Origin of the sequence: Limnochorda sp. LNt (assembly GCF_035593265.1) — a bacterium.
Taxonomy (GTDB): Bacteria; Bacillota; Limnochordia; order Limnochordales; family Geochordaceae; genus Geochorda; species Geochorda subterranea.
Genome location: NZ_CP141614.1, coordinates 2,939,022 through 2,963,244, shown reverse-complemented (window position 1 = coordinate 2,963,244; position 24,223 = coordinate 2,939,022). Strand labels below are relative to the sequence as shown.

At 64.3% G+C, this 24,223-nt stretch carries 23 protein-coding genes and 3 pseudogenes; 14 read left to right on the top strand and 12 right to left on the bottom strand.

The features are described from left to right. Positions 1-200: 200 nt before the first annotated feature. The 4 genes from VLY81_RS14185 to VLY81_RS14170 are packed head-to-tail and all read left to right on the top strand — an operon-like array spanning position 201 to position 4,116. Complete coding sequence (locus VLY81_RS14185; protein WP_324668887.1) at positions 201-1,088, top strand: carbohydrate ABC transporter permease; 888 nt, start codon at positions 201-203, stop codon at positions 1,086-1,088. After that, positions 1,085-1,921 (top strand): carbohydrate ABC transporter permease, encoded by an 837-nt coding sequence (locus VLY81_RS14180; protein ID WP_324668886.1) that lies wholly within the window; start codon positions 1,085-1,087, stop codon positions 1,919-1,921. Before VLY81_RS14185 ends, VLY81_RS14180 begins: the two co-directional genes overlap by 4 nt. Positions 1,922-1,941: 20 nt before the next feature. Continuing rightward, complete coding sequence (locus VLY81_RS14175; protein ID WP_324668885.1) at positions 1,942-3,045, top strand: glycoside hydrolase family 172 protein; 1,104 nt, start codon at positions 1,942-1,944, stop codon at positions 3,043-3,045. A 42-nt stretch (positions 3,046-3,087) separates the two neighbouring features. Continuing rightward, on the top strand, positions 3,088-4,116 hold the full coding sequence (locus tag VLY81_RS14170) for a LacI family DNA-binding transcriptional regulator (protein WP_324668884.1): 1,029 nt from the start codon (positions 3,088-3,090) through the stop codon (positions 4,114-4,116). Here VLY81_RS14170 and VLY81_RS14840 read toward each other — a convergent pair. Next, complete coding sequence (locus VLY81_RS14840; RefSeq protein WP_405001389.1) at positions 4,113-4,256, bottom strand: DUF1670 domain-containing protein; 144 nt, start codon at positions 4,254-4,256, stop codon at positions 4,113-4,115. The genes VLY81_RS14170 and VLY81_RS14840 overlap by 4 nt on opposite strands. A 194-nt stretch (positions 4,257-4,450) precedes the next feature. Then, on the bottom strand, positions 4,451-6,055 hold the full coding sequence (locus tag VLY81_RS14165) for an IS1634 family transposase (protein WP_324668883.1): 1,605 nt from the start codon (positions 6,053-6,055) through the stop codon (positions 4,451-4,453). 217 nt (positions 6,056-6,272) lie between these two features. Here VLY81_RS14165 and VLY81_RS14160 point away from each other — a divergent pair, with 217 nt between their 5' ends. The 6 genes and pseudogenes from VLY81_RS14160 to VLY81_RS14135 form a co-directional block, all read left to right on the top strand. Further along, positions 6,273-7,325: an IS630 family transposase gene (locus tag VLY81_RS14160; RefSeq protein ID WP_324668882.1), complete on the top strand. Its 1,053-nt coding sequence runs from the start codon at positions 6,273-6,275 to the stop codon at positions 7,323-7,325. Positions 7,326-7,394: 69 nt separating this feature from the next. Further along, positions 7,395-7,889, top strand: a complete 495-nt coding sequence (locus tag VLY81_RS14155; protein WP_324668881.1) for a hypothetical protein — start codon at positions 7,395-7,397, stop codon at positions 7,887-7,889. Then, a complete protein-coding gene (locus tag VLY81_RS14150) occupies positions 7,886-8,065 on the top strand; it encodes a hypothetical protein (RefSeq protein WP_324668880.1) in 180 nt (59 codons plus the stop codon). The genes VLY81_RS14155 and VLY81_RS14150 overlap by 4 nt, the downstream gene beginning before the upstream one ends. Positions 8,066-8,147: 82 nt before the next feature. Beyond that, positions 8,148-9,551: a glycoside hydrolase family 32 protein gene (locus VLY81_RS14145; RefSeq protein ID WP_324668879.1), complete on the top strand. Its 1,404-nt coding sequence runs from the start codon at positions 8,148-8,150 to the stop codon at positions 9,549-9,551. A 6-nt stretch (positions 9,552-9,557) separates the two neighbouring features. Continuing rightward, entirely contained in the window at positions 9,558-10,574 is a 1,017-nt protein-coding gene (locus VLY81_RS14140) for a carbohydrate kinase family protein (protein ID WP_324668878.1), read from the top strand. A 400-nt stretch (positions 10,575-10,974) separates the two neighbouring features. Further along, positions 10,975-11,124 (top strand): annotated as a pseudogene (locus tag VLY81_RS14135) (IS256 family transposase); the annotation flags it as partial. A 73-nt stretch (positions 11,125-11,197) separates the two neighbouring features. Here the strand turns inward: VLY81_RS14135 and istB are convergent. The 3 genes from istB to VLY81_RS14120 form a co-directional block, all read right to left on the bottom strand. Continuing rightward, entirely contained in the window at positions 11,198-11,761 is a 564-nt protein-coding gene (istB, locus tag VLY81_RS14130) for an IS21-like element helper ATPase IstB (protein ID WP_324670434.1), read from the bottom strand. Between the two features lie 208 nt (positions 11,762-11,969). Next, positions 11,970-12,326 carry a hypothetical protein gene (locus VLY81_RS14125; RefSeq protein WP_324668877.1) on the bottom strand — a complete coding sequence of 119 codons (357 nt, stop codon included), beginning with the start codon at positions 12,324-12,326 and terminating at the stop codon, positions 11,970-11,972. Positions 12,327-12,356: 30 nt separating this feature from the next. Further along, positions 12,357-12,680, bottom strand: a complete 324-nt coding sequence (locus tag VLY81_RS14120) for a hypothetical protein (protein ID WP_324668876.1) — start codon at positions 12,678-12,680, stop codon at positions 12,357-12,359. Positions 12,681-12,966: 286 nt separating this feature from the next. Between VLY81_RS14120 and VLY81_RS14115 the strand changes: the two genes are divergently transcribed. Then, positions 12,967-13,599 carry an IS110 family transposase gene (locus VLY81_RS14115; RefSeq protein ID WP_324668875.1) on the top strand — a complete coding sequence of 211 codons (633 nt, stop codon included), beginning with the start codon at positions 12,967-12,969 and terminating at the stop codon, positions 13,597-13,599. Next, positions 13,596-15,110: an IS1634 family transposase gene (locus tag VLY81_RS14110; protein WP_324668874.1), complete on the top strand. Its 1,515-nt coding sequence runs from the start codon at positions 13,596-13,598 to the stop codon at positions 15,108-15,110. The genes VLY81_RS14115 and VLY81_RS14110 overlap by 4 nt, the downstream gene beginning before the upstream one ends. A 134-nt stretch (positions 15,111-15,244) precedes the next feature. On the opposite strand, the pseudogene VLY81_RS14835 reads toward VLY81_RS14110, so the two are convergent. The 3 genes and pseudogenes from VLY81_RS14835 to VLY81_RS14100 all read right to left on the bottom strand — a co-directional run. Next, positions 15,245-15,448, bottom strand: a pseudogene (locus tag VLY81_RS14835) (transposase); the annotation flags it as partial. Positions 15,449-15,511: 63 nt separating this feature from the next. Next, entirely contained in the window at positions 15,512-17,170 is a 1,659-nt protein-coding gene (locus VLY81_RS14105) for an IS1634 family transposase (protein WP_324668873.1), read from the bottom strand. 82 nt (positions 17,171-17,252) lie between these two features. After that, on the bottom strand, positions 17,253-18,038 hold the full coding sequence (locus VLY81_RS14100) for an IS110 family RNA-guided transposase (RefSeq protein ID WP_324668872.1): 786 nt from the start codon (positions 18,036-18,038) through the stop codon (positions 17,253-17,255). A 313-nt stretch (positions 18,039-18,351) separates the two neighbouring features. On the opposite strand from VLY81_RS14100, the gene VLY81_RS14095 reads away from it, so the two are divergent. Further along, complete coding sequence (locus VLY81_RS14095) at positions 18,352-18,639, top strand: hypothetical protein (protein WP_324668871.1); 288 nt, start codon at positions 18,352-18,354, stop codon at positions 18,637-18,639. 69 nt (positions 18,640-18,708) lie between these two features. Continuing rightward, positions 18,709-19,110: pseudogene (locus VLY81_RS14090) on the top strand (transposase); the annotation flags it as partial. 134 nt (positions 19,111-19,244) lie between these two features. Here the strand turns inward: VLY81_RS14090 and VLY81_RS14085 are convergent. From VLY81_RS14085 to VLY81_RS14070, 4 genes are all read right to left on the bottom strand, one after another. Beyond that, positions 19,245-20,711: an IS1634 family transposase gene (locus VLY81_RS14085; protein ID WP_324668870.1), complete on the bottom strand. Its 1,467-nt coding sequence runs from the start codon at positions 20,709-20,711 to the stop codon at positions 19,245-19,247. 317 nt (positions 20,712-21,028) lie between these two features. After that, complete coding sequence (locus VLY81_RS14080) at positions 21,029-21,841, bottom strand: IclR family transcriptional regulator (protein WP_324668869.1); 813 nt, start codon at positions 21,839-21,841, stop codon at positions 21,029-21,031. 3 nt (positions 21,842-21,844) lie between these two features. Next, positions 21,845-22,567, bottom strand: coding sequence for an RraA family protein (locus VLY81_RS14075; protein ID WP_324668868.1), 723 nt, complete (start codon positions 22,565-22,567; stop codon positions 21,845-21,847). A gap of 32 nt (positions 22,568-22,599) precedes the next feature. Continuing rightward, entirely contained in the window at positions 22,600-23,790 is a 1,191-nt protein-coding gene (locus VLY81_RS14070) for an enolase C-terminal domain-like protein (RefSeq protein ID WP_324668866.1), read from the bottom strand. Positions 23,791-24,223 lie beyond the last annotated feature (433 nt).

The following is a 24,223-nucleotide window of genomic DNA, read 5'->3' as shown; positions in this document are numbered from 1 at the left end:
GCCGGTTTAGGTTGTCAAGGAGCCGTCATGTCCAGGGAACGAACTTGTGGGACGTAGTGATCAAAGAGAACGCACCTAGGTTCTTCGGCAAGTAACAGCTCCGCCAAGGAGAAGCATGTGTGGTCAATCCTGGCAGCTGTCGCAGCGAAATCGTGCGCTGGCTGCCAGGATGGCCCTAGGCGAGAAGGTGGCCGTCAACCATGAAGGTCCTCCGAACCAGAACAGCCGTGTGCATATTCTTGATACCGCCGCTTGTGCTGTATTTGTTCGCGGTCTTCACGCCGATCGTGCGGTCGCTTATTATGAGCCTTTACGAGTGGAACGGAATCTTCGAGATGGAGTTCGTGGGGCTGCAGAACTATGTCAGACTGTTCACACGCGACACGGTCTTCTGGCAGTCGCTTTTCAACTCGGCCGTGTTTGTCGCGATCAACCTGTTCATCCAGCTGGTGATAGGCTTGCTGCTCGCCAGCTTGCTTACCTACGTCTCTCGGGTCCGAGAAACCATTAAGACACTCTATTTCGTCCCAAGCGTGATCACAACGGTTGCGATCGCCTATATGTTCCAGAAATTGTATTCTTATGAACCGCTGGGTCTCATCAATCTCCTTCTGACGAAGCTAGGTCTCGAACACCTGGCAACCCCGTGGCTCTCCAACCTTAAGACAGCACTAGTCGCAGTGTCGGTGCCGGAGGGCTGGCGCTTCATGGGGTTCTACATGATCATCCTTTACGCGGCGCTGATCGCGGTACCCAAAGAGATGGAGGAAGCGGCGCGCATCGACGGGGGCACGGAGTGGAACGTGTTCCGGTACGTTCGGTTTCCGACCATCAGGCCGGTCTTCGTCACTACCATGATTATGGCGACCACGTACACCTTGCGGGGCTTCGACATCCCGTACCTACTGACTAATGGTGGTCCCGGACACGCCACCGAACTAGTCACCACGTATATGTACAAGACTGCCTTTACGAACCTGGACTTCGGCTACGCGAGTACCATTGCCGTCTTCATCGTAATGGAGTGCGTACTGGCCGTGGCGCTTATCCTCCGCTTCCGGCGGGCGGAAGGAGAAGAGCTTTCGTGAGTTCGCGGCATACCGTTGCCCGGGCGGCTTTTACGCTGATCGTTGTTGGTGTGTTGGCAATCCAGGTCTACCCGATTCTGTGGGTGTTCCTGACGAGCCTGCGACCGCAGGCGGAGTTCGCCGAGGGCAACCCCTTCAGCCTGCCAACCTCATTAACCCTGGAGAACTATACGCGCGCCCTAGAGAAGGGTAACCTCCGGCTGTACATCAAGAACAGCCTTGTCGTCACCAGTCTCTCCTGCGCCGCCATTGTGGTCTTGAGCCTTATGGCTTCCTACGCGATCGAGGTCCTTCGGTTCCGTTTTCGGAACGCAGTGCTGGCCTTCTTTCTGTCGGGTATTATTGTCCCGGCACAGGTCGCACTGATTCCACTCTTCTTGACTTATCGTAGCATGGGGATTCTCAATAGCTACTTGTCATTGATCATCCCCGCGGTAGGGTTTGCGCTCCCAATATCGATCTACCTCTTCGTGAGCTTCCTCAAGTTCATTCCGAAGGAAACCATTGAGGCGGCGGTACTCGATGGCGTCAACGCCTATTCTTTGTTCTTCAAGATCGTCCTCCCCATGTCGATCAACACCATTACAACGGTGGTGTTCGTTAATGGCACCTTCATCTGGAACGATTTCATCTTCGCTAACACGTTCGTCCTCAAGAACGCTTTAAAGACTGTCCCGCTAGGTCTGCAGGATTACGTTGGGCAGATGGGGGCTACTGATTGGACGGCGACGTTTGCAGCTGTATCGATCACGATCCTGCCGATCCTCCTGGTCTTCTTCGCCCTGAACCGAACCATCATTCGCGGCCTGGAAAGCGGCGCGACAAAGGGCTGAGGCGGTGAGGGGGGAGTTTGATGCTTGCATCCTGGAGCACGGGTTTGGGAAGCGCCCATTTTCTGATGAACGCGCGGTCGCGGTCCATCAGCCCTGAGAATCCCCACGGTGATAAGGGGGCGGGCGGAAAAGCAGCTAGCAGACTCGGGACGGGTCGGAAGGGACGGGCGTTTATCTCCTTACGTCGAGATGAGACAGTCAGTCTAGCCGAGATTCAGGGCCCTGGCGTCATCACCCACCTCTGGATGACTGTTTCGGACCAGACCCCCGAGGCGAACTTCGTGCTACGGGACCTGGTACTCCGGATGTACTGGGACTCAGAGGAGACGCCGTCGGTGGAGGTGCCCCTGGGCGACTTTTTCTGCAACGGCTTTGGGACCCGTTGTGTGGTCAACTCGCTTCCCATCGTCGTCGCTCCGTCTGGAGGGATGAATTGCTACTTTCCCATGCCGTTCCGGGAGGGCGCTAAGATTGCGATCGCCAGCGACCATCCGGCCGACATCGAAGCCTTCTTTTACCAGGTCGACTTCCTGCTGACGGACGAACTACCCGAGCGAGCCGCCTACTTCCACGCCCAACGGAGAAGAGAGAAGGTCACCACGCCCAAACGAGACTACACCGTCGTGGACGGAATCCGGGGACAGGGCAAGTACGTGGGTACTTACCTAGCAGTGGCGGTCCTGGAGCGGTACTGGTGGGGCGAGGGCGAGTTCAAATTCTACATTGACGGCGACCAGGACTGGCCGACCATCTGCACCACAGGGACCGAGGACTACTTCGGCGGGGCATGGGCCTTTCAGGAACGGCGGCCTGACGGAAGCATCTGCGTGGTCAACTACTCAACGCCCTATCTGGGTTACCCGTTTTACGCCATCAGCGACAACACCACCGCGAGCCCGTACAGCAGGGATGCTGTTCCGATGCACGGCCTCTACCGCTGGCATCTAATGGACCCCGTCTTTTTTGAGCAGGACCTCAAGGTAACGGTCCAGCAAATCGGTCATGACGGCAACAACCTGTTCGAACGGAGCGATGACGTGTCTTCGGTGGCCTACTGGTACCAGTTGGAGCCCCACGCTCCGTTCCCAGCGCTGTTACCGGCGAAGGCAAGGCGGCCCCGGTAAGTAGCCCCAGGGGTCAGCGCTGTAAGCGGGAGGCGTGTGCAGGTGGTAAGAAGATCAGTTAGGCGAGCACCGACAACGACCGACGTGGCTAGGTTGGCCGGTGTGTCGCAAACCACCGTTTCGTTCGTACTCAACGGGAAGCCCAACGTACGCATCTCCGAAGAGACCCGGGCTCGCGTTTGGAAGGCTGTCGAGCAGTTAGCCTATCGACCGAATGCGGTGGCTCAGGGGTTGCGGCGGGGGCGATCCCAGCTGATCGGGTTTGTCACCGACCAGGTCGCCACCACCCCATTCGCGGGTCTAATCATCAAGGGTGCGCAGGACGCGGCGTGGGCTCATAAGCGGATCCTCTTGCTGGTAAACACCGACAACCGACAGGAGATGGAGGAGGCCGCCGTAGAGACCATGCTCGGGTACCAGGTCGAGGGGATCATCTATTCATCGTGGTACCACCGTGCCGTCAACCCACCGGCGTGCCTCCGGGAGACGGCGGCCATCCTCGTCAACTGCTACGCAGAGGACAGGTCCTTGCCGTCTGTGGTACCTGACGAGGTTCAGGGCGGGAGGCTCGCCACGGAAATACTGCTTCGGAAAGGCCATCGGCGGATCGGGTTCTTGAACAAGGACCTGCCGATCCCAGCGGCATCCGGTCGCCTCCAGGGTTACCGTCAGGCGCTAGCAGCCTATGGCGTACCCTTCGACGAAGAACTGGTCGTGTACATGGAGGGAGAGGAACAAGAGCGTGGATACGAAGGGCTCCGGCAGCTGATGGCGCTGTCGAACCCTCCTACTGCCGTCTTCTGCTTTAATGACCGCACGGCCATGGGCGTGTATGCAGCCGCTCGTGAGCTTGGGCTGCGGATTCCAGATGACCTAGCCGTGATGGGCTTTGATAACCAGGAGATCATCGCCGCCCACCTACGTCCCGCCTTATCCACCGTCCAGCTTCCCCACTATCAGATGGGGTGGTGGGCGGTCAATTACCTCCTCGAGGCCGAGCGGCGTTTCGCCTCGTTGCCCCCGGTTCAACAGGTACTCGAGTGCCCGTTTATAGAGAGGGAGTCGGTTTAGTCATGGGAGTCCAAGACAGGAACAACTCGGTTTGAGGCAGGCGCCGACCGGTGGCGGGCGATTTCCAGCACCGATATCCCCTGCAGGAGGAGGCGCACGATGCGGTTCTTGTGGGTCAGCGTCCGGCCCACGTCCAGCACCGTGCCCGGACAGAGCAGAGCTTTGCGCAGGCGGCCCAGCACTTCCGGGCAGCGTGCGGTGGCAAACTTCAGGGTGGTGGCGGACCGGGGCACGGTCAGAGACGAGAAGCTAGTCGGAAGTTCAGCAACCCCGATATCCCTCAAATCACGGCAATGACGCCAACGGAGTGGGATTCAAGCGTTCAGGCTTCTGGCTACGCCAGGGGAACCCCCAGCAACTGGAAGAGCCGCTGGTGCAGCGGCTCAGGCTCGCCGAGCATCTGGATTTCCTGACCGGCCACCTCGACCGTGTGGCGCTGCAGCGTCTCCAGCTGCATCATCAGCCCCTCGAAGGACCGCCGGGGGTCCTCCGCCAGCAGGGGCTCAAGCGCCCGCTCCATGTGCCAGCGCACATACAACGCCAGCATGCACAAAAAGGCGTGGGCCCGCACCCGGTCCTCCAGCCGGTGGTAGACCGGACGCAGGTCCAGGGCGCTTTTCATCGTGCGGAAGTTTTGCTCCAGGGCCCGCAACGATTTGTACGTGGCCTGCACCTTGGCCGGCTCCATCCGGTCGGCCGGCACGTTGGTGCGCAGCACGTAAAACCCGTCCAGCTCCGCCTCCCGGGCGATGGAGGCCTCCTTGCGCCGGAAGGCGAAGTGGCCGTCGCGGATCTCCAGCTGGAAGTGCTTGCCCACCTTCCAGCGGCCCAGGACCTTGCCCACGGCCACCCCGATTTCGTCGGCCGTCAGGGGCTTGCGGCGGCGACGGCGCACCCGGGCTTCGATTTTGGCCAGCTCCCGCTCCGTGGCCGAAAGCAGCGCCTCGCGCTTTTGCCGGCGCTCCTCGGCCACCAGCGGATTGTAGCAGACCACCAGCCGCTCCCCGGGCCGCTCGGGGTCGGCGATCTCCGCCAGGTCCCGCCGGTCGAACAGGCCCGGCTGAAAGAACCCTTCATCCCGCAGCTTCTGGATCTCCGGCGCCCGTAGGGCCGTGATCCACCCGAAGCCCACCGCCTCCAAATCGCTCAATCGGGCCTTGACGATCATGCCCCGGTCGCCGACGAACACGACGTACTCAATGCCGAACCGAGCCCGGACCCGGGCAATCTGGGCCTGCAGCGTCTCGGGATCCCCCACGTCGCCGGGGAACACCTCCACGGCCACGGGACACCCCTCGTCGTTGGTGAGCAGCCCACGCAGAACTGCTTCTTGCCCCGCTTCTTGTCCCGGTTGTACCCGAAGCGGGCGAACGGGCAGGTCTTGCCCTCCAGATGAGACGCTCGTCAGGTCGTACAAGACGAGGGCGTTGGCCGTCAGGTGCCGGCGCGCCAGCTTCGCCTCGATAGCGGCCTGACGGGCCAGCAGCTCGTCCATGGCCCGGTAGACGTCGTTGACGTCCTCGCCATTGTGCGGCAACCGCAGAAGCTGCGGCAACGTGGTGGTCGTCCACCACAAAGTCCCGCCCAGCTTGGAGGAGGGCCGCAGGATGCGCATGACGACGACGGCCAGGGCCAAGCGCACCCAGTCGGCCGAGCGGGAGTAGAGCACCTGGTCCAGGCCCAGCTGGCGGATCATGCCCACGACGGCGGCGACGGCCCCGTGCTGGCGGGACTGGCGAATCTTTACCGTCTGCGGCACCGGCGCCACCGGCTCGCCCCGCAGGGCTCGCCGGACCAGCTCCAGGACGGCTTCCGGCAGGTGGGAGAGGTTGGCCAGGGTCCGGTGCTTCACCTTGCCGCCTTCCCGGTAGGTCTGGCGCAGCAGGTGGTAGGTGTAGACCTTGTCGCCCTGCCGGCGGCGGATGGTCTCGATGTGCATGGCACTGGATACGCACCTCATGGCTCAATGGTAGCACATGACAACTGTCAAGGCAATACCTTAGGGCCATACTCTTGGCTACATTGGCACGCGTTCAACCGGTTTGAATGCCCACCGCTATGCGGGTCCTGCCCGCTACCAGCCCCTGAACTTCCGGCTAGTGTCGCGTAACCCAATTCACTTGTTTTCCAGTCCTGGCTTGTGATACCATGGGCTCATGAAGTACGCACCGCCCATCGAACTGACCGACGAGGAGCGAAGCACTTTGGAGCAGACCGTCCGGACGCGAACAGCTCCGCAGCGGGACGTGTTGCGGGCCCGCATCATCCTGGCCGCGGCGGAAGGGAAGATGAACCGGGAGATCGCCGCGGCGCTGGGCTGCTCGCTGCCGACGGTGGGCCTGTGGCGAACCCGCTTTGCCCAGCATCGGCTGGAGGGTCTGAAGGAGGCCCCTCGTTCGGGCCGCCCGCGGACCTACGGCCCGGACAAGGTGAGCGCCATCGTGGCCCAGACGCTGACGCCCCCGGAGCCTCGCACCCACTGGAGCACGCGGCGGCTGGCCCGGGCCCAGGGCGTCAGCCACATGACCGTCCATCGCATCTGGCGTCGCTACCAGCTGCAACCGCATCGGGTCGAGACCTTCAAGTACAGCCGGGACCCGGAGCTGGAAGCCAAGGTAGTCGACATCGTCGGGCTGTACCTGCACCCTCCCGAAAATGCTCTGGTGCTCTGCGTGGACGAGAAGAGCCAGATCCAAGCCATCAACCGCACGCAACCCCTGCTGCCGCTGCGGCCTGGCCAGGTGGAACGACGCAGCCATGACTACGAGCGCCACGGCACCGTCACCCTCTTTGCCGCCCTGAACCTCGCCACCGGTGAGGTCGAGGGCGAGTGCTACCGACGCCATCGCCACCAGGAGTTCCTCCGCTTCCTGCGACGCCTGGACACGACCCACCCCGACGGCGAGCTTCACCTGATCCTCGACAACTACGCCACCCACAAGCACCCGACGGTCAAGCGGTGGCTTCAGCGTCATCCCCGCTTCACGCTGCACTTCACGCCGACGGGCGCCTCCTGGCTCAACCTGGTGGAGATTTGGTTCGGGATCCTCCAGAGCCAGGCTTTGCGCCGGGGCAACTTTTACGACGTCGACATGCTGGTCGCCACCATCCGGCGATTCATCGAAGCCTGGAAGGAGGATGCCAAGCCCTTTGTCTGGGTCAAGACCCCCGACCAAATCCTGGCCAAAGCCAGGCCTCGAGAGCGGTGATTGGAAATAAACGCACTTCCGTTACGCGCCACTAGAGGCCCTGGAGCAGGCCGGCATCCCTTACCTCGTGTGGATCGGTTGCTCTGGCAGATGGACCGGGGGGCCTTGGCCACGGTCGGCCGCTACCGGCAGGTGCGGCCCAATCTCCTCGTCAAGGAGCTGCACCGGAAAGGCCATCGGCGGGTGTTGGTCTGCTACAACCCCGCGGCGGGAGAGGACCGGCCGCGGCGAGCCGAAATGGTGACCCGCCTGGCCGAGGCGCTGCGGCAAGGTCCTTCGGCCTGGCGCCAGTACCTCAAGGGTCCGGCCCGCCACTACCTCGTCACCGAGGCAAACCCTCCCCAGCTCCACCGAGCCGGCATCCTCGACGATGCCCGCTACGTCACCTCGACCTTGGCGCCGGTGGAGGTGGCCCTGGCTCACAAAGGGCTGCTGGAGGTGGAGGCGAGCTCTCGCACCCTCAAGACGCCGCTGGAGATCGAGCCGGTCTACCATTGGTCGGACTGGAGTCTCACAGTTGCGGGCCTTGTTGGGGCCCTTCGATGCGCTCAAAGCCCGCCATGACGCGCAGGTCTTTCTACGGGTGGCCGCTGGCCCATGCCGTGTACCCCGGCAACCTCAACGACGAGAAGGCCACGCTGGCCATCATCGGCGAGCTCAAGCACCGGTTTGCCTTCCGGAAGGTGCTCTTCGTGGCGGATCGGGGCGCGGTCGGTACGTCATCGAGGGCATTTCGATGAGCGGACTTAAATACTAGAGTACTAGAAGCCCAGAAGCGTCTCTCATAACCGCCGTTAGAGCAGAGGAAGGACCGTGTAGTTGATGGAGGAGGCATTGTCCGAAGCAATGGGACAAGAGCTGCATCGGGATCCACATCGCCCGGCGTACCATTTTGTGCCACCTGCCAACTGGATGAACGACCCGAATGGGCTCATCCAGTGGCGTGGCGAATACCACATGTTCTACCAGCACAATCCGCACGCTCCGGTGCACGAGGGGCGAGGGGGCACCATCTACTGGGGGCATGCGGTGAGCCAGGATCTCGTTCACTGGCGCCATCTCCCGATTGCCTTGGCACCGGGGCCCACGCCGGCAGATAGTGCAGGCGTCTGGTCGGGCTGTGCCGTCGACAACGGCGGTGTGCTGACTCTCGTTTACACGGGTGTGGACCCGGAGGTCCAGTGTCTGGCCACCAGCACGGACGGGGTTCATTTCACAAAGTACAGCGGCAACCCTGTCATTGGCGCTCGGCCTGAAGGTTTCGACCTGTGGGGTTTTCGCGACCCATACGTGTGGAAAGAAGACGACGGCTGGTACATGGCCCTCGGATCGGGGATCAAGGGTGTGGGCGGAGCGGTGCTCCTCTACCGGTCGACCAACCTTTACGACTGGTCGTTCCTTCACCCCCTCTGCGTTGGCAAGCTCGAGGAGACCGGCTATAACTGGGAGTGCCCTAACTTCTTCGCGCTCGACGGACGGCACGTGCTGATCGTGTCGCCCCACAGCAACCCCATCTACTTCGTGGGCAAATACGAGCGTCACCGGTTCGAACCGGAACGGTGGGGAGTGGTGGATTATGGCCCCGCCTTCTATGCGCCGCAGGTCTTCATCGATGACAGGGGCCGGCCTATTATGTTCGGCTGGCTGAAGGAGCAGCGAAGCGAAGCAGAGCAAATACGCGCAGGATGGTCAGGCGTTATGTCGCTCCCCCGCATCCTGTCGCTGCGGCACGACGGCACGCTCGGATGTGAGCCTGCGCCTGAGGTGCAACTCCTTCGGGCAGAGCATTGGCGATTCGAAGACCTGACAGTTGCCCAATCCGCACCCCTGGAACTTTCGGGCGTGAGAGGTGACGCGCTCGAAATCCTCGCCGAGTTCGTGCCGAACCGGGCTGGGGCAGGCGAGGGCGCGCACCGAGCGGGCCTCAGCGTCCTGCGAGCGCCCGATGGGAGCGAGCAGACTATCATCGAGTATGACCAGCAAGCGGGGTGCCTCCGGGTTGGGGGAGAGGAAGCACCGCTTCAGCTCGCAGCCGGTGAGGCTCTGCAGCTCCGTGTCTTCGTCGACCGTTCCGTGGTGGAGGTCTTCGCCAACGGGCGGGTGTGTATCGCTACCAGGGTTTATCCGCAACGGCCCGACTGCCTCGGGGTTGCCTTGGTTGCCCAAGGCGGGCAGGCGTATGCGTCATCCGTGGACGTCTGGCGCATGAACTCCATCTGGCCGTGAGATGAGGTGGTTGCTATCTCCTACGCCCTTGTCGTCGGCGAAGCGCTTATCGACATGGTGTCGCAACAGACGGGTAGACCGCTTGAGGATGTCTCCTCGTTCGAGTGCTGCCCAGGAGGGGCACCGGCCAACGTCGCGGTAGGCCTGGCAAGGCTCGGGGTGCCAGTGAGATTCGTGGGGGTGGTAGGGGACGACCCCTTCGGGCGGTTTCTGCGAAGATTCCTTGCCCAAGCCGGCGTGGACGTTCAGGGCATGCGCCTAACCCGGGAGGCACTGACCACCCTAGCGTTCGTGGGAATTCGTGAAGATGGGGAGAGGGAGTTTGTCTTCTACCGCAAGCCGGGTGCGGACACGCTACTGCGGCCAGAGGACCTGTCTCCGGAAGTGGTCAAGGGCGCCAGTATCTTGCACCACGGTACCATTACTCTGGCCGAAGAGCCAGGCCGTAGCGCCCTGTTAAGAGCCCTCGAAGAGGCACGGCGGGGCAGAGTAACCATTTCACTGGACGTAAACTACCGGGAGGCGCTGTGGGCAGAACCGGGACGGGCACGGGTAGAGATCGAGCGTGTGCTGGCGTACGCGCACCTCCTCAAGATGAGCAGGGAAGAGCTGGAGCTGCTCTCGGGTAGCGGAACGGTCGAAGGGGCTCGACGCCTGCACGAAGCTTATCCGAACCTGGCGCTTGTCGTTGTGACCGAGGGGGCAGCCGGAAGCTGGGCGGTAGGCGGTAACGGCCAGTACGCTCGGGCCGACGCGTTTCGAGTGCGGGCCGTGGACACTACCGGGGCGGGTGACGCGTTCTTGGCGGCCTTCCTGTGGAGATTGTGGCGCCTCGCCGAGCGTCAGCGCTGTAGCATCGAGGATGCGGCCCGTCAGTGCACAGCGGAGGAACTACGGGCTATCCTGAGAGCAGCCAACGCGGCTGGTGCGCTGACCGTACAGGTGCGCGGAGCTATGACGGCATTGCCTTCGCAAGACGAGATCGAGGCGTTCCTGCAGACCGCTTGTCGCGCCGCGCTCTGACGAGGTCTCTGCTGGTATGCTTGCGTCATCGAGGCGGCGGCGCCTCGTCAACTCCTTCGGAAAGGAAGCCCTGCGGCATCGTGTAAGGTTTCGCTCACGAAGCGGGCGAGAGCGGTGCGGAGGATGTCCCGTAGTCCGTAGAAATTGAGATGGCGGCTCCGGGAACCCCTGTGGTAGAACAGGGGCGAGCAAACCCAATGGATGGGAGGAGCCGCCGGTGCCATCGTACCATGTCGTGACGCCCGAGGGAAAGGTCCGCCAGGCCAGCCAGCAGGAGGTCCGCGCCCTGCGATGGCTGCCGGAGCAGGTCGAGATCCCGTTGCGCCGCATCGCCGAGGCGGCCCGGAAGGGCCTGATGGCTCTCTGCGTCCACGTCGGGTTGGCCGTGCTGCAGGCGACCATGGAGAACGAAGTCACCGAGCTTGTGGGGCCCAAGGGCAAACACCGAGCCGACCGGCAGGCGTACCGCCACGGCCATGAGCCCGGCTGGGCGGTCATCGCAGGGCGCAAGGTGCGCCTGGAGCGTCCTCGGGTGCGCCGCAAGGGCGGTGTCAACGGCCACTTGAGAAACCGCACTTTTGGCCACGAAAATCCCGCAGTCGTGGCCAGGTAGATGGCGGGATCTACGTGGGGGTCCCTCCCTCCCCTCTGCCCCCCGCCCGTAGGGCGGGGGCCGCCGAGCCTTCGGGCAGGGTGCCGTTGGCCTTGGGCGGCGCCAGCCGGCTGCGCATCCGGTAGCTTTCGCCCTTGAGGGTGATGACGTGGGCGTGGTGCAGCAGCCGATCCAGCACCGCCGCGGCGGTGGCCGGGCTATCGAAGAGCGATCCCCATTCCTGGAACTCCAGGTTGCTCGTCACGATGAGCGAGCGCCGTTCATAGGCCTTGGCCACCAGTTGAAACAGATAGTCCGAGGCGGTGGCGTCCATCTTCAAATAGCCCAGCTCATCCAGGATGATGAGATCGTGGGACAGGATGGCCTTCAGCTTCTGGGCCGTGCTGCCATCGGCAAGCGTCGAGTACAGCTCCTGCACCAGGTCCTGCACCGTCAGGAAGAGCACCCGGTAGCCCCGGCTGATGGCTTCGATGCCCAGGCCAATGGCCAAGTGGCTTTTCCCCACGCCCGGGGGCCCCAAGAGGACAAGCGACTCATGCGCCTCCACGAACTGCAGCGTGGCCAGGTCCCGGATGGTCTGGCCTTCAGGCGCTTGTCCCGCTGGGTGGCTTCCCGGGCCTGCACCTCGGCCTCCACGAGATACGCCAGGAAGTCGAGGTAAGACGGCTCTTCCTGAAGGGCCAGCTCGCTGACGGCGTCCAGCATCTCCCGGATGCGGCGCAGCTTCAACCGCTTGAGGCCCTGCTCGACGCGGGCCCGATCGGCCGGAGCAATGGTGCGAATCATCGGGCCACCTCCTGGTAGTACGTCAGATCTCGGCGCTCCACCTCGACCCGATAGGGCAGGACGACGCGGCTCTGGGCTGCTGGCTTGGCCGGCTGGGGCAGGCTCGTGGGCGCCTTCTGCAGTCGGTCCACCAGGCGCTTGAGGATGCCGTAGCCGTAGGCCTCGAAGCGAATGGCCCGCTGCATGGCTTGCTCCAGCACATCGGAGGGGCAGCTTTCGGCCAGGGTCACGATGCGCTCCATCTGCTCCCGCAAATGCCCGCTGCGAGACCGGCTGAGGCCCTCCAGGTACGTTCGGGCACTGGGGGCCAATGCCTCAAACCCAACTTGAACACTCAAATCGGCGATGCTCATGGTGGCAGCCTTGAAAGAAGGGCGTTGCCACTACGCGACCCGAAAAGCCGGCAACGGCGGCACCTGCAGCGCCTCCCAGAGCCGACGCTGCTCATCGGTGAGGCGGGCCACCCGCACCAGCCGGCGACCGCCCAGCTCGATCTCCACCTCGTCGATGCCGGCCAGCGTAGCCAGCGCCGTGCGCGCCCGCTGGGGCATGCCGGCCTTCTCCAGGCGGCGTTCGATGAGCCGCGCCAGCAACAGCGCCAGCACGGCGCTGGTGATGTGACCCCGCACCCCAAGCTCCGACCAATGGTAGACCGGCTGGATCTCGAGCGGCGTCTTGAGGGTGCGAAAGCTCGCCTCTACCTCCAACAGCCCCTTGTGGGTATGATCCCCTTGGCCGGTAGTCCACGGCAGGGTAGCGACGGAAGTTTGCGAAGTTTCCCCGCCGTTGGGCGGGGTGGGGGGGCAAGCGCAGGGCAGGGCGGGTCCGTTTGACCTACTGGGCTTCGAGCCCGTGTCTTGTTTGGATTCGGGCCCGCCCTGCGCCAACCGCCCAACTGGGCCTGGCCGCTGCCAGGAAACCCGAATGGGTGTATGCCGTTTGGCCATCCCCACCGGACCTGCGCTTGCGACACCACGCAGCAGGGGGTCGGCAATGCGACGCTACATCGGGCTGGGCGTGCATCGGGACTACTGCTATGCGCACCTGCTGGAAGCCGGCCAGGGCGAGGGAAGGCGCCTGCGCTTCCCCAACACGGCCGAAGGTTGGGCCGACTTCGTTGCACAGCTCGGCCCCGAGGATGCCGTGGCGCTCGAGGTGAGCAGCGGCGCCTTCCGATTTTACGATATCTTGGCCGACCGGGCCGGGCAAGTGGTGGTGGTGGACGCCCGGGTGATGCGCCGGCTGGGCTCGCGCAAGCGCAAGACGGACCGGGACGACGCGAAGCTCTTGGCCGAGCGGCTGGCGCTGGGGACCTTGCCCGGGGTGTGGGTGCCGCCGGCGGCCATCCGGGAGCTTCGGGCGCTGGTGAATTTACGTCGCCAGCTGGTGGAGCAGCGCAGCCGGTGGAAGAACCAAATCCGGGCCGTGCTGCTGCGCCACGGCTACCGGGCTCCCCGGGGGCTGTGGCGGGCCCGCCGCCACCTAGACGGAAGTTCAGGGGCTGGTAGTGGGCAGGACCCGCATAGCGGTGGGCATTCAAACAGGTTGAACGCGTGCAAATGTAGCCAAGAGTATGGCCATGATGTCTTGCCATGGAGGCTGTTGTATGGTATTACTGAGCCATGAGACGCGTATCCAGTGCCATGCACATCGAGACCATCCGCCGCCGGCAGGGCGACAAGGTCTACACCTACCACCTGCTGCGCCAGACCTACCGGGAAGGCGGCAAGGTCAAGCACCGGACCCTGGCCAACCTCTCCCACCTGCCGGAAGCCGTCCTGGAGCTGGTCCGGCGAGCCCTGCGGGGCGAGCCGGTGGCGCCGGTGCCGCAGACGGTGAAGATCCGCCAGTCCCGCCAGCACGGGGCCGTCGCCGCCGTTGTGGGCATGATCCGCCAGCTGGGCCTCGACCAGGTGCTCTACTCCCGCTCGGCCGACTGGGTGCGCGTGGCCCTGGCCGTCGTCGTCATGCGCATCCTGCGGCCCTCCTCCAAGCTGGGCGGGACCCTGTGGTGGACGACCACCACGTTGCCGCAGCTTCTGCGGTTGCCCCACAACGGCGAGGACGTCAACGACGTCTACCGGGCCATGGACGAGCTGCTGGCCCGCCAGGCGGCCATCGAGGCCCAGCTGGCGCGCCGGCACCTGACCCCCAACGCCATGGTGCTCTACGATCTCACGAGCGTGTACCTGGGGGGCAAGACCTGCCCGTTGGCCCGCTTCGGGTACAACCGGGACAAGAAGCGGGGCAAGCGACAGTTTTGCGTGGGGCTGCTCACCAACGACGAGGGGTGTCCCGTGGCCGTGGAGGTGTTCCCCGGCGACGTGGGGGATCCCGAGACGCTGCCGGCCCAGATCGCCCGGATCCGGGCGCGCTTTGGCATCGACTACGTGGTCTTTGTCGGCGACCGGGGCATGATCGTCAAGGCCCGGCTGGCCGATTTGGAGGCGGTGGGCTTTGGGTGGATCACGGCCCTGCGGGCCCCGGAGATCCAGAAGCTGCGGGATGAAGGGTTCTTTCAGCCGGGCCTGTTCGACCGGCGGGACCTGGCGGAGATCGCCGACCCCGAGCGGCCCGGGGAGCGGCTGGTGGTCTGCTACAATCCCCTGGTGGCCGAGGAGCGCCGGCAAAAGCGCGAGGCGCTGCTTTTGGCCACGGAGCGGGAGCTGGCCAAAATCGAAGCCCGGGTGCGCCGTCGCCGCCGCAAGCCCCTGACGGCCGACGAGATCGGGGTGGCCGTGGGCAAGGTGCTGGGCCGCTGGAAGGTGGGCAAGCACTTCCAGCTGGAGATCCGCGACGGCCACTTCGCCTTCCGGCGCAAGGAGGCCTCCATCGCCCGGGAGGCGGAGCTGGACGGGTTTTACGTGCTGCGCACCAACGTGCCCGTCGACCGGATGGACGCCCCGAAGGTGCAGGCGACGTACACCCATGATCCCCCGTCAAGACCTTTCCTCAAAGTAAGTCTTCAAGTTCACGCTGAGGCTGCGAGAGCCCCGCGCGTGGCTCGGCTGGCGTTTCCTCCGGACGACGCGGGGCGGTCCAGGATGCGTCCGACTCGATCCGCGAGCCAGGCCATCACCTGCGCGGTAGGATACGGCACCGCGTTCTGGTCGAGCACCGACAGCTTGGCCGCGTAGCGCTCGGGGCGGATGCCGGCAAACAGCTGACCCGTGCGCCACAGCGTCCAGGCAATCCGAGCCAGCTTAGCCGCCACGGCCACCACGGCCACTTGGTGCCCCTTGGTGGCCCGCAGGCGCAGGTAAAACGTCCGCAACGCCGGTGGCCCATGGCGAGCAGCCATGGCGGCGGCCTCCACCAGCGCCCAGCGCAACACGGCCGGGCCTTCCTTGCTGATGCCGCCCCGCCGATTCACCGTGCCCGATTGTGTCACCCGCGGTGCGAGCCCCGCGTAGCTGACGACGTGCTTGCCCGAGGCAAAGCGCCAGGCTGGCGTTGAACAGCTCGTAGCGACAATTCAAGGTGACAAAGAGCGACATGACGGGATCTATAAGGGCTGAGGTGGACAAAGCGGTTGTATCTACGCCGTTTTTCGGGTGGGCGTCACAATCTTCAGGTAGTGGGGCGGTCGGTCGACCTTCAGGGCCTGAAACAGCGCCTTCTGCTCTTCGGTGAGGGGGCGGACCTGCCAGACCTCGCCGTGGGCGGTGGCGTGGCGGCCCACGTCGATGGGGGCGACCAGATCCCGCATCTGTCGCCAGGTCTGGCCCGTCTCGTTCTCGGCCACCCGGATCATGAGGAGGGCCAGCCAGCACAGCAGCACGTGGGACCGGATGCGGTCGTCGAGCCGGTGGTACATCGGCCGGACGTCGACCGTGTGCTTCAGGTCCCGGTGCACCCGTTCCACCTGCCAGAGTTGCTTGTAGCCGTAGACCAGGTCTTCGGCGGGCAAAAAGTCGTCGGAGCTGCTGATCACAAACTTCCCGTCGAGGGCGGCTTCTCGGCGAACCTTGGCCGCGTCGATGACCAGTCGCGCGCCCCGCGTCTGGCGCAGGTAGCGGCCGAAGGTCTCGTGGGCCCGCAGCTCGCAGGCTGCCTTGGTATGCGCCTCGCCCTGCTTCTGTTTGAGCGCTTCGAGCCGCTGGCGAAGCTCGGCCAGGATGGACTCCCGCTTCTGGCGGTCCCGCTCGGCCTCCTCGGGGTTGCGGACGATGACGAAGCGCCGGCGGGCGGCGCTATCCCCTCCGACCACGACCTCCTTGATCTCCAGCCCGTCGGGAAGCCTGCGGTACTTGCCGCCCCGGCGCAGCGCCTCCGCGGGCACCCCCTGGGGGCCCACCCGCAACTTCTCCCCGATGATGTAGTGATCGCCGGCGCCCTGCAGGATGCGGCGGTTCGCCTCGGAGTTGAAGCCCGTGTCCAACACCACGACCACCCGGTTGAGCTTCCAGCCGTTGAGATCCCGTTTGACCTCGGCCACGACGTTCTGGTCGCCGGTGTTGCCGGGCCAGACCCAGCAGCGGACCGGGATGCCGTCCCGGGTCACGGCCAAGCCGATGACCACCTGGGCCATCTTCGGATGATCATCGGCGCTGTGCCCCCAGCGGCGCAACCCGTCGGCGTCCTCGCCCTCAATTTCGAAGTACGCCGTCGTCGTATCGAAGAAGATGACGTCCACTTCGAGGTTGAAGAGGTTGGCCAGCGTCCAGAAGACCTCGCGCTGGATCGCCTCGGCAGCCTCCAGCAGAAAGTCCATGGCCCGGTAGAGCTGGTGGACTTCCACCGCGGGCAGCTGGTCGATGTAGACGTCCTGCGCCACCCACTTCTCGATGGCCAGCTTGCTGGACGGCGCCAGGGCCCGGTTGGCCACCATGGCGAAGAGGAGCCGCTCGATGGGGGTCTGGTAGTGGCACGCTTCGAGCAGGCGCTGCAAGGTCTTCTGGATGCCCAGCCGCCGCCACAGCCCGTCCAGAAGCCACGTCCCGCCCAGCTTCAGGGAGCCCAGGTACCGAAAGGGCCACTCCATGCCGAGATCCTTCTGCAGTTGGGCCTGCTCGTCGGGGGGCAGGAACCGGGCGATGCTGCGCACCAGGCGGCGCAGCGCGTCCAGGTCGAGCTGGTCGACCCGGCCGAAGGTGTACAGCACCTGGGCCCGGGGCTGTCCAGTCTTGGGGTCCCGGACGTTATGGGCAAGCTGGGCGTATTGGATGCCCTTGGAAGTGACGGTGCGCACGTACATCGTGCCTACATCGTAACTCGTTTACCACGCTGTGTCAATAGCTACATCTTTTGTGGTTGTGTCTACGCGCATCCGCGTTTTTCTACGGGGAATGGCCCGCAAACCCGCTTCGCACCGTGCGGGTGGGGGCGGGTTGTGGCCACTTACTGTACAACGCCAGCCAGGGGTCGCCCACGTACGCGTAGTACGTGGCCGCCGCGACGATGTGAAAACCCACGATGGACAACAGCTGCCGTACCGGCCGGCAGTGCCGGACCCGCTGGGCGATGTCCCGCTCCACGGCCCGCAGGTGCTCGGTAGTGGAGCGCAACTGCTCCAGCGCCACCGCCAGCCACACCCGCTCCCCCTCGGGAAGCGAAAGCCTCCACAGCTGCTCTAGGTGGCGGCGGGCCCGCCACAGCCCCCGGGGAGCCCGGTAGCCGTGGCGCAGCAGCACGGCCCGGATTTGGTTCTTCCACCGGCTGCGCTGCTCCACCAGCTGGCGACGTAAATTCACCAGCGCCCGAAGCTCCCGGATGGCCGCCGGCGGCACCCACACCCCGGGCAAGGTCCCCAGCGCCAGCCGCTCGGCCAAGAGCTTCGCGTCGTCCCGGTCCGTCTTGCGCTTGCGCGAGCCCAGCCGGCGCATCACCCGGGCGTCCACCACCACCACTTGCCCGGCCCGGTCGGCCAAGATATCGTAAAACCGGAAGGCGCCGCTGCTCACCTCGAGCGCCACGGCATCCTCGGGGCCGAGCTGTGCAACGAAGTCGGCCCAACCTTCGGCCGTGTTGGGGAAGCGCAGGCGCCTTCCCTCGCCCTGGCCGGCTTCCAGCAGGTGCGCATAGCAGTAGTCCCGATGCACGTCCAGCCCGATGTAGCGTCGCATTGCCGACCCCCTGCTGCGTGGTGTCGCAAGCGCAGGTCCGGTGGGGATGGCCAAACGGCATACACCCATTCGGGTTTCCTGGCAGCGGCCAGGCCCAGTTGGGCGGTTGGCGCAGGGCGGGCCCGAATCCAAACAAGACACGGGCTCGAAGCCCAGTAGGTCAAACGGACCCGCCCTGCCCTGCGCTTGCCCCCCCACCCCGCCCAACGGCGGGGAAACTTCGCAAACTTCCGTCGCTACCCTGCCGTGGACTACCGGCCAGGGGGATCATACCCACAAGTCGCTGCGGACCCTGGAGCAAAACTTCCGCACGATGAAAAGCGCCCTGGACCTGCGTCCGGTCTACCACCGGCTGGAGGACCGGGTGCGGGCCCACGCCTTTTTGTGCATGCTGGCGTTGTACGTGCGCTGGCACATGGAGCGGGCGCTTGAGCCCCTGCTGGAGGAGGACCCCCGGCAGTCCTTCGAAGGGCTGATGATGCAGCTGGAGACGCTGCAGCGCCACACGGTCGAGGTGGCCGGTCAGGAAATCCAGATGCTCGGTGAGCCGGAACCCCTGCACCAGCGGATCTTCCAGTTGCTGGGGGTTCCCCTGGCGTAGCCAGAAGGGTGACACCTTGAATCACGACTTAGCCCCGCCACCACAAAGATTTGAGGGAAATAGGAAGCGATGAACTTCCGCCTAGAGCAGCTGTGGAGGCTTTCGCTTCCCGAGGGGGAGCGGGTGTGGCTGGCGGTGGCGCTGGAGCAGTTGCGCTCCACTACCGAGCACCTGCGGGCCGTGGAGCGGGACATCGCCCAGCGGGTCCGGCACTGCCGGCCGGTACGGCAGCTGTTGTCCATCGTGGGTTTTCACATCGTCGCGGCGGCCACGTACTACGCGTACGTGGGCGACCCCTGGCGCTTTGCCTCGGGCAAGCACGTCGTCAGCTACGCGGGGCTCGCACCGCGGGTGACACAATCGGGTACGGTGAATCGGCGGGGCGGCATCAGCAAGGAAGGCCCGGCCGTGTTGCGCTGGGCGCTGGTGGAGGCCGCCGCCATGGCTGCTCGCCATGGGCCACCGGCGTTGCGGACGTTTTACCTGCGCCTGCGGGCCACCAAGGGGCACCAAGTGGCCGTGGTGGCCGTGGCGGCTAAGCTGGCTCGGATTGCCTGGACGCTGTGGCGCACGGGTCAGCTGTTTGCCGGCATCCGCCCCGAGCGCTACGCGGCCAAGCTGTCGGTGCTCGACCAGAACGCGGTGCCGTATCCTACCGCGCAGGTGATGGCCTGGCTCGCGGATCGAGTCGGACGCATCCTGGACCGCCCCGCGTCGTCCGGAGGAAACGCCAGCCGAGCCACGCGCGGGGCTCTCGCAGCCTCAGCGTGAACTTGAAGACTTACTTTGAGGAAAGGTCTTGACGGGGGATCATGGGTGTAGCTCTGCGCCACCTCGGCGGCATCCCGGTTCGTGTTGGTCAGCACCACGAACTTCCCGTCGTAGCGGGCATCCGCCTCAATGGCGGCCTCGTTGATCTCCACGGCGTCCCGGTGGATCGTGAGGTAGCGCCGGTAGCGGCTGTGGCGGATGAGATCACCGGCGCTCCCCTCCTTCAGCGCCTGGCGCAGGCGGGCCACCACTTCTTCGCGGACCTGCCGGTCGTGTTCGGCCGCCTCGGGGTTGTAGGCCAGGATGTAGCGGCGCCCTTCGCGGACCACTTCCTTGACCTTCAGGGCCGGGCTCACCACCCGATAGCGCCCGGGGCAGCCGATGACCTCGTCCCGCACCACCCGGACCCGCCGCATGCGCATGCCCACGATGTACTCGAAGCCCGCCTGCTCCAGCGCCTCCAGGGTCCGCCGCCCGACCGCGCCCCGATCCGCCACGAAGAGCACCTTCTGGAAGGCAAACCGGTGCTTGAGCTGGCCGATGATGGCCAGCGTGGCCGTCACGTCGTTGAGGTTGCCAGGGTACACGGCATGGGCCAGCGGCCACCCGTCCCGGGTCAGCAGCACCCCCACCACCATCTGCCGGCGGTCGGTGCGTTTGTCCTTGGCGTTGCCGAACTGTGCCAGCTTCTCGGGCCCCCGGCCTTCAAAGCGCACCGTCGTCGTATCCCAGAGGACGAGCTCCAGATCCTGGTTGAACAGGTCGGTGAACCGGGCAAACAAGAAGTCCTCGACCCGGTGGGCAAAGCGATGCACGTACGTGAGCGCCCGGTAGAAGTGGTGCAGCTTCAGGCTCGCAAAGCGGGGCTCCCAGATGGTGGGCAGCCACTCATCCACCAGGCTCTTGCGGGAGGGGGGGTCCAGCAGCCGGTTGAGCACCATGGCGAAGACGGCCTCGGGCAGGTCGAACTCGACCTGGGTCTCCTCCCAAAGCCATCCCCAAAGGCGCGCCAGGCCCAGCTCCTCCCACAGCCGCCGGAAGACCAGCACCGGCCCCCACGTCAGCCCGCCCTCGCCCCTGAGGTCCTTCTGGAGGTTGAGGACGGTGAGCTTGTCGGCAAACTGGCTGAGGGCCTCCAGGATGGCATCGACCCGGGCCCGGCCCTCGGGCTGGTCCCAGCGGCCGATGGTGGCGATGACCCGCTGGCGGGGCTTGCCGTTGACCCGGATGGCCTCGATGACCTGCAGGTACTGGCGCACCGAGCCGTCCTTGTTGCGCTGCTGGTTGACGCGCACGAACATGGCACTTCCATGATGAGCCACCTGATCCAGTCATGTCAATATCCGAGCGCCACTTCAGGCGTCGAACGTAGCATTACACTCGCGGCCTTTTTCGGGAGAGCCTGCGCGTCATGACGGGCTTTGAGCGCATCGAGGTGCCCCAACAAGGCCCACGACTGTAAAACTCCAGCCCGGCGGTTGCTGGCTCTGGCCCCGGCCGGAGCCTGAGCTGGCCCGGCCGGGCCAGCAGGAAACGGGAGAGGGCCCACAGGACAGCGCCATCGCGAGGGTATCAGACCCTCCCTTGCAAGAGGGTGATTTTATCAGGAGGCAGAGTATTAGTAGACGGGAGGGCCGACGCCGCCCCAACGGCGGCCGGCTTCTGTTTGCTGGCCCCGTATGCCCAGTTCCACGGAAATCTGGTTCGCGGCGCCGATAACGGCCTGCCGGATTTCCAGGACGCGCTCTGGCGTCGCGGACGCGAGGAAAGGCACGCTAAGCGCGGCCACCAAACGACCGAAGGCGTCATACACGGGAGCTGCCACTGCTCGCACGCCCTCTACGTACTCCCCTACGTCTTCAGCCCATCCCTGCCGGCGTACATCGGCCAAAACCTGGCGCAGTTTGGACGGGTCCGTGATTGTTTGGGAGGTGTACGCCCGCAGGCCTCGTTCCACGAGCTGCTGGAGCTCAGACTCGGGCATGTGCGCCAGGATCACCTTGCTTGCTGCCCCTGCGTGGAGCGGGAAGCGACTCCCCACCTGGCTCGAGACTCCGTAGCTGCGTGGGGTCTGCACAACAGCCACCACGAGCGCTCCATCGCCGTCCCGAACCGAGAGCTTACAGCTCTCTCGAAGCCGCGCGCTGAGTTGTTCCATGATGGGCCGGCTCACGGAGAAAAGGTCAAGGGACTGAATGACTGCACCGGCAATTCGCAACAGCCCGAGGCCCAGCCTGTAGACGCCTAACCCGGCGTCGTGCTCCACCAAGCGATACGTCATAAGCGTATTGAGGATCCGGTACGCCGTCGTCTTTGGGATGCCCAATCGTCGCGTGATATTCGCGAGGGTATCCCCGTGCGGGCGGCTCTCGAGATAACCGATAATCTGCATCATCCGGTCGATCACCGGTACGCGATAGTCATTGGCCACGGCTCAGAAGTAGCCGCCCCTCTTAGCGATATCGGACGTCGACATCCCCTGGCTGACCCACTCGCGGATGATGCGCTCGCCTGCCTTGATCTCCTCGGCCCTCAGCAGCACATCGTACGCGAGCTCTCGGGGTACCACGACGACTCCGTCGATATCCCCAAAGATGAGATCCCCGGGACGAACGATCACCTTGCCTATCTTGACAGGGACCTGGTAGCCGGTAATCTTGCATCGTGAGAGCGTGCCATTGGGCGAGCGGTAGCGATACCATACCGGGAAGTTCTGTGCCAGCACCTGCGCAGTATCACGGAGCCCTCCGTCGACCACGGCACCTTTGCAGCCCCGCTTTTTGGCGGTGGCCGTCATTACTTCACCCCAGTGGGCGGCGTCATCATCGCCGTTCGCGTTCCATACGCAGACTGTGTTGGGTCGAATGTGCTCAAGCATCTCCACCCGAGTCTCCATCTCCCCTTTTAGGGTCGGGTCTACTACGCTCCGGATCGTGAACGCGAAACCGGCCACCTTCATTTCGTCGCGAAGGGGATGGATACTGGGAGGAAGGGCCTGGTCCGTCAATGCCAGTTCCCGCAAGACATCGCTCACCGCGCCCGTGTAGAGCGCCTCGTACCGTGCCAGCAACTCTTCCTCGGGTATAGGGAAATGCACGTCCGGAAGCTGTTCGCGCAACGCCTGCAGTTTCTCCAGGTTCATGCGCACGTCGCCCATACTGCGTTCCTCCTTGTTCCTCCTTCAGGTTGTTACCAGGCTCCGATCATCGGGTACCACTCCGGGCGCCGTGGGTCTTGATGGAACCGGGCGTAGTAGTCACCTTTCTCCTCGTAGAATTGCTGGTAGTAGCGCATCTTCTCTTCGTCCAGCTCCACCCCGAGCCCGGGCCCTGTGGGTACCCTGATGCAACCGTCTTCATAGCGGAAAGGGCCTCCCGCGATGATATCGTCGGTCAGATAATGATAATGGGCGTCCACCGCGAAGGTCATTTCTGGAATGGTGGCCGCTGTGTGGAGCATTGCCGCGAGCTCGACGCCAAACTCGCTACCCGAATGCATTGCGACGCCGAGCTGGAAGGTCCTGCAGACCGCGACCAGATCTTTGACCCCTCGAGGTCCTTCCCAGTAGTGCAGGTCGGCCAGAATGATGTCGACCGCACCCATGCGCACTGCCGGCCCGAGATCGTCGAATCGGTTCGGATACATGTTTGTAGCGATAGGGATACGTACCTGTCTTCGTACGGCCGCGTTACCCTCAAGCCCCCATGCCGGATCCTCGTAGTACTCCAACCCGATCGACTCGAGGCGGCGGCCGATCCGCACGGCAGTCGGCACCGACCATACCCCGTTAGGATCGATGCGCAAGCCAAAGCGGGGCCCGAGTCGCTCGCGGCAAAGCTCGAGCACGCGAGCCTCCTCGTCAGGATCCATGACACCTGCTTTCAACTTCATGGCCTTGATTCCCAAGGTCCCGTGAAGCTCTTCACAGAAATCAGCCAGGTCCTCCGCACGCTGGTCGTCGCCGCCACCTGGCCGATCGTAGCGCCAGAATAGGTATGCGATCATGGGAATCCGGTCCCGTACCCTTCCGCCCAGAAGATCGCTGATAGGTCGCCCGAGCACCTTGCCCTGGATGTCGAGGCAGGCCATCTCGATGGCGCCATACAGCCGTGCGTTGGAGATATAATAGATGCTGCGTAACACCTTCCGCTTGATGACCTCGAGATGGAACGGGTCCAATCCCAGAATGCGAGGCTTGAGACGCAAAAGGGCGAGTTGTTGGTCGCCCCCGCCGACTTCCCCGAGGCCGACCACACCTTCATCTGTAACCAACTCAAGAATCGTGCGCACGAAGTACCCTGGGTGTACCCCGGTATTGTGGCGCAGCTGAGCACTCAACGGAATCGCAACGGTACGTGCACGCAAGTCGACGATCTTCATCCCCTCACCCCCGACTACCTAACTCACGCGAGCCCTGCTCATGTACCACCTGCGATCGCGAGAGGGAGCAGGCCTCAGAGGGCCCTTCCCGAGCACCACATCCGGGCACGGCTTGCGACACCCATGCCTCCGCTGCGCTCCCCAGTTCGGATTTGGTACTTCGGTTTCCCCCGACGGCAAATGTACAGCGTTTGGCAATCCGTGTCAAGGGCACCGAAACGTCAGTCCCAGAAGGAGGAACGGGTACTTGACAAGGGGGCCGCTGGACGATACGCTGTACCCGGTTGGAGCCTGGAGTTTCATATGAGAAACCTCTCCGAGAGGGGGGTCCTAAGAAACCGATGTCCGAGTGCTGCTGACCAGGTGGTGCGGTGCAGTTGGTTTGGCTCGGTGACAAGGAAGTCTCTGCCAGATGCGAGGACGTACGGTGTGA

What these genes read in the sequence shown, in the direction of transcription:
- VLY81_RS14185 (WP_324668887.1), top strand. Translation starts at nt 201, where the DNA reads ATGAAGGTCCTCCGAACCAGAACAGCCGTGTGCATATTCTTGATACCG.
- VLY81_RS14175 (WP_324668885.1), top strand. Translation starts at nt 1,942, where the DNA reads ATGCTTGCATCCTGGAGCACGGGTTTGGGAAGCGCCCATTTTCTGATG.
- VLY81_RS14165 (WP_324668883.1), bottom strand. Translation starts at nt 6,055, where the DNA reads ATGCACATCGAGACCATCCGCCGCCGGCAGGGCGACAAGGTCTACACC.
- VLY81_RS14160 (WP_324668882.1), top strand. Translation starts at nt 6,273, where the DNA reads ATGAAGTACGCACCGCCCATCGAACTGACCGACGAGGAGCGAAGCACT.
- VLY81_RS14150 (WP_324668880.1), top strand. Translation starts at nt 7,886, where the DNA reads ATGACGCGCAGGTCTTTCTACGGGTGGCCGCTGGCCCATGCCGTGTAC.
- VLY81_RS14145 (WP_324668879.1), top strand. Translation starts at nt 8,148, where the DNA reads ATGGAGGAGGCATTGTCCGAAGCAATGGGACAAGAGCTGCATCGGGAT.
- VLY81_RS14125 (WP_324668877.1), bottom strand. Translation starts at nt 12,326, where the DNA reads ATGAGCATCGCCGATTTGAGTGTTCAAGTTGGGTTTGAGGCATTGGCC.
- VLY81_RS14115 (WP_324668875.1), top strand. Translation starts at nt 12,967, where the DNA reads ATGCGACGCTACATCGGGCTGGGCGTGCATCGGGACTACTGCTATGCG.
- VLY81_RS14110 (WP_324668874.1), top strand. Translation starts at nt 13,596, where the DNA reads ATGAGACGCGTATCCAGTGCCATGCACATCGAGACCATCCGCCGCCGG.
- VLY81_RS14105 (WP_324668873.1), bottom strand. Translation starts at nt 17,170, where the DNA reads ATGTACGTGCGCACCGTCACTTCCAAGGGCATCCAATACGCCCAGCTT.
- VLY81_RS14100 (WP_324668872.1), bottom strand. Translation starts at nt 18,038, where the DNA reads ATGCGACGCTACATCGGGCTGGACGTGCATCGGGACTACTGCTATGCG.
- VLY81_RS14095 (WP_324668871.1), top strand. Translation starts at nt 18,352, where the DNA reads ATGAAAAGCGCCCTGGACCTGCGTCCGGTCTACCACCGGCTGGAGGAC.
- VLY81_RS14085 (WP_324668870.1), bottom strand. Translation starts at nt 20,711, where the DNA reads ATGTTCGTGCGCGTCAACCAGCAGCGCAACAAGGACGGCTCGGTGCGC.
- VLY81_RS14075 (WP_324668868.1), bottom strand. Translation starts at nt 22,567, where the DNA reads ATGGGCGACGTGCGCATGAACCTGGAGAAACTGCAGGCGTTGCGCGAA.
- VLY81_RS14070 (WP_324668866.1), bottom strand. Translation starts at nt 23,790, where the DNA reads ATGAAGATCGTCGACTTGCGTGCACGTACCGTTGCGATTCCGTTGAGT.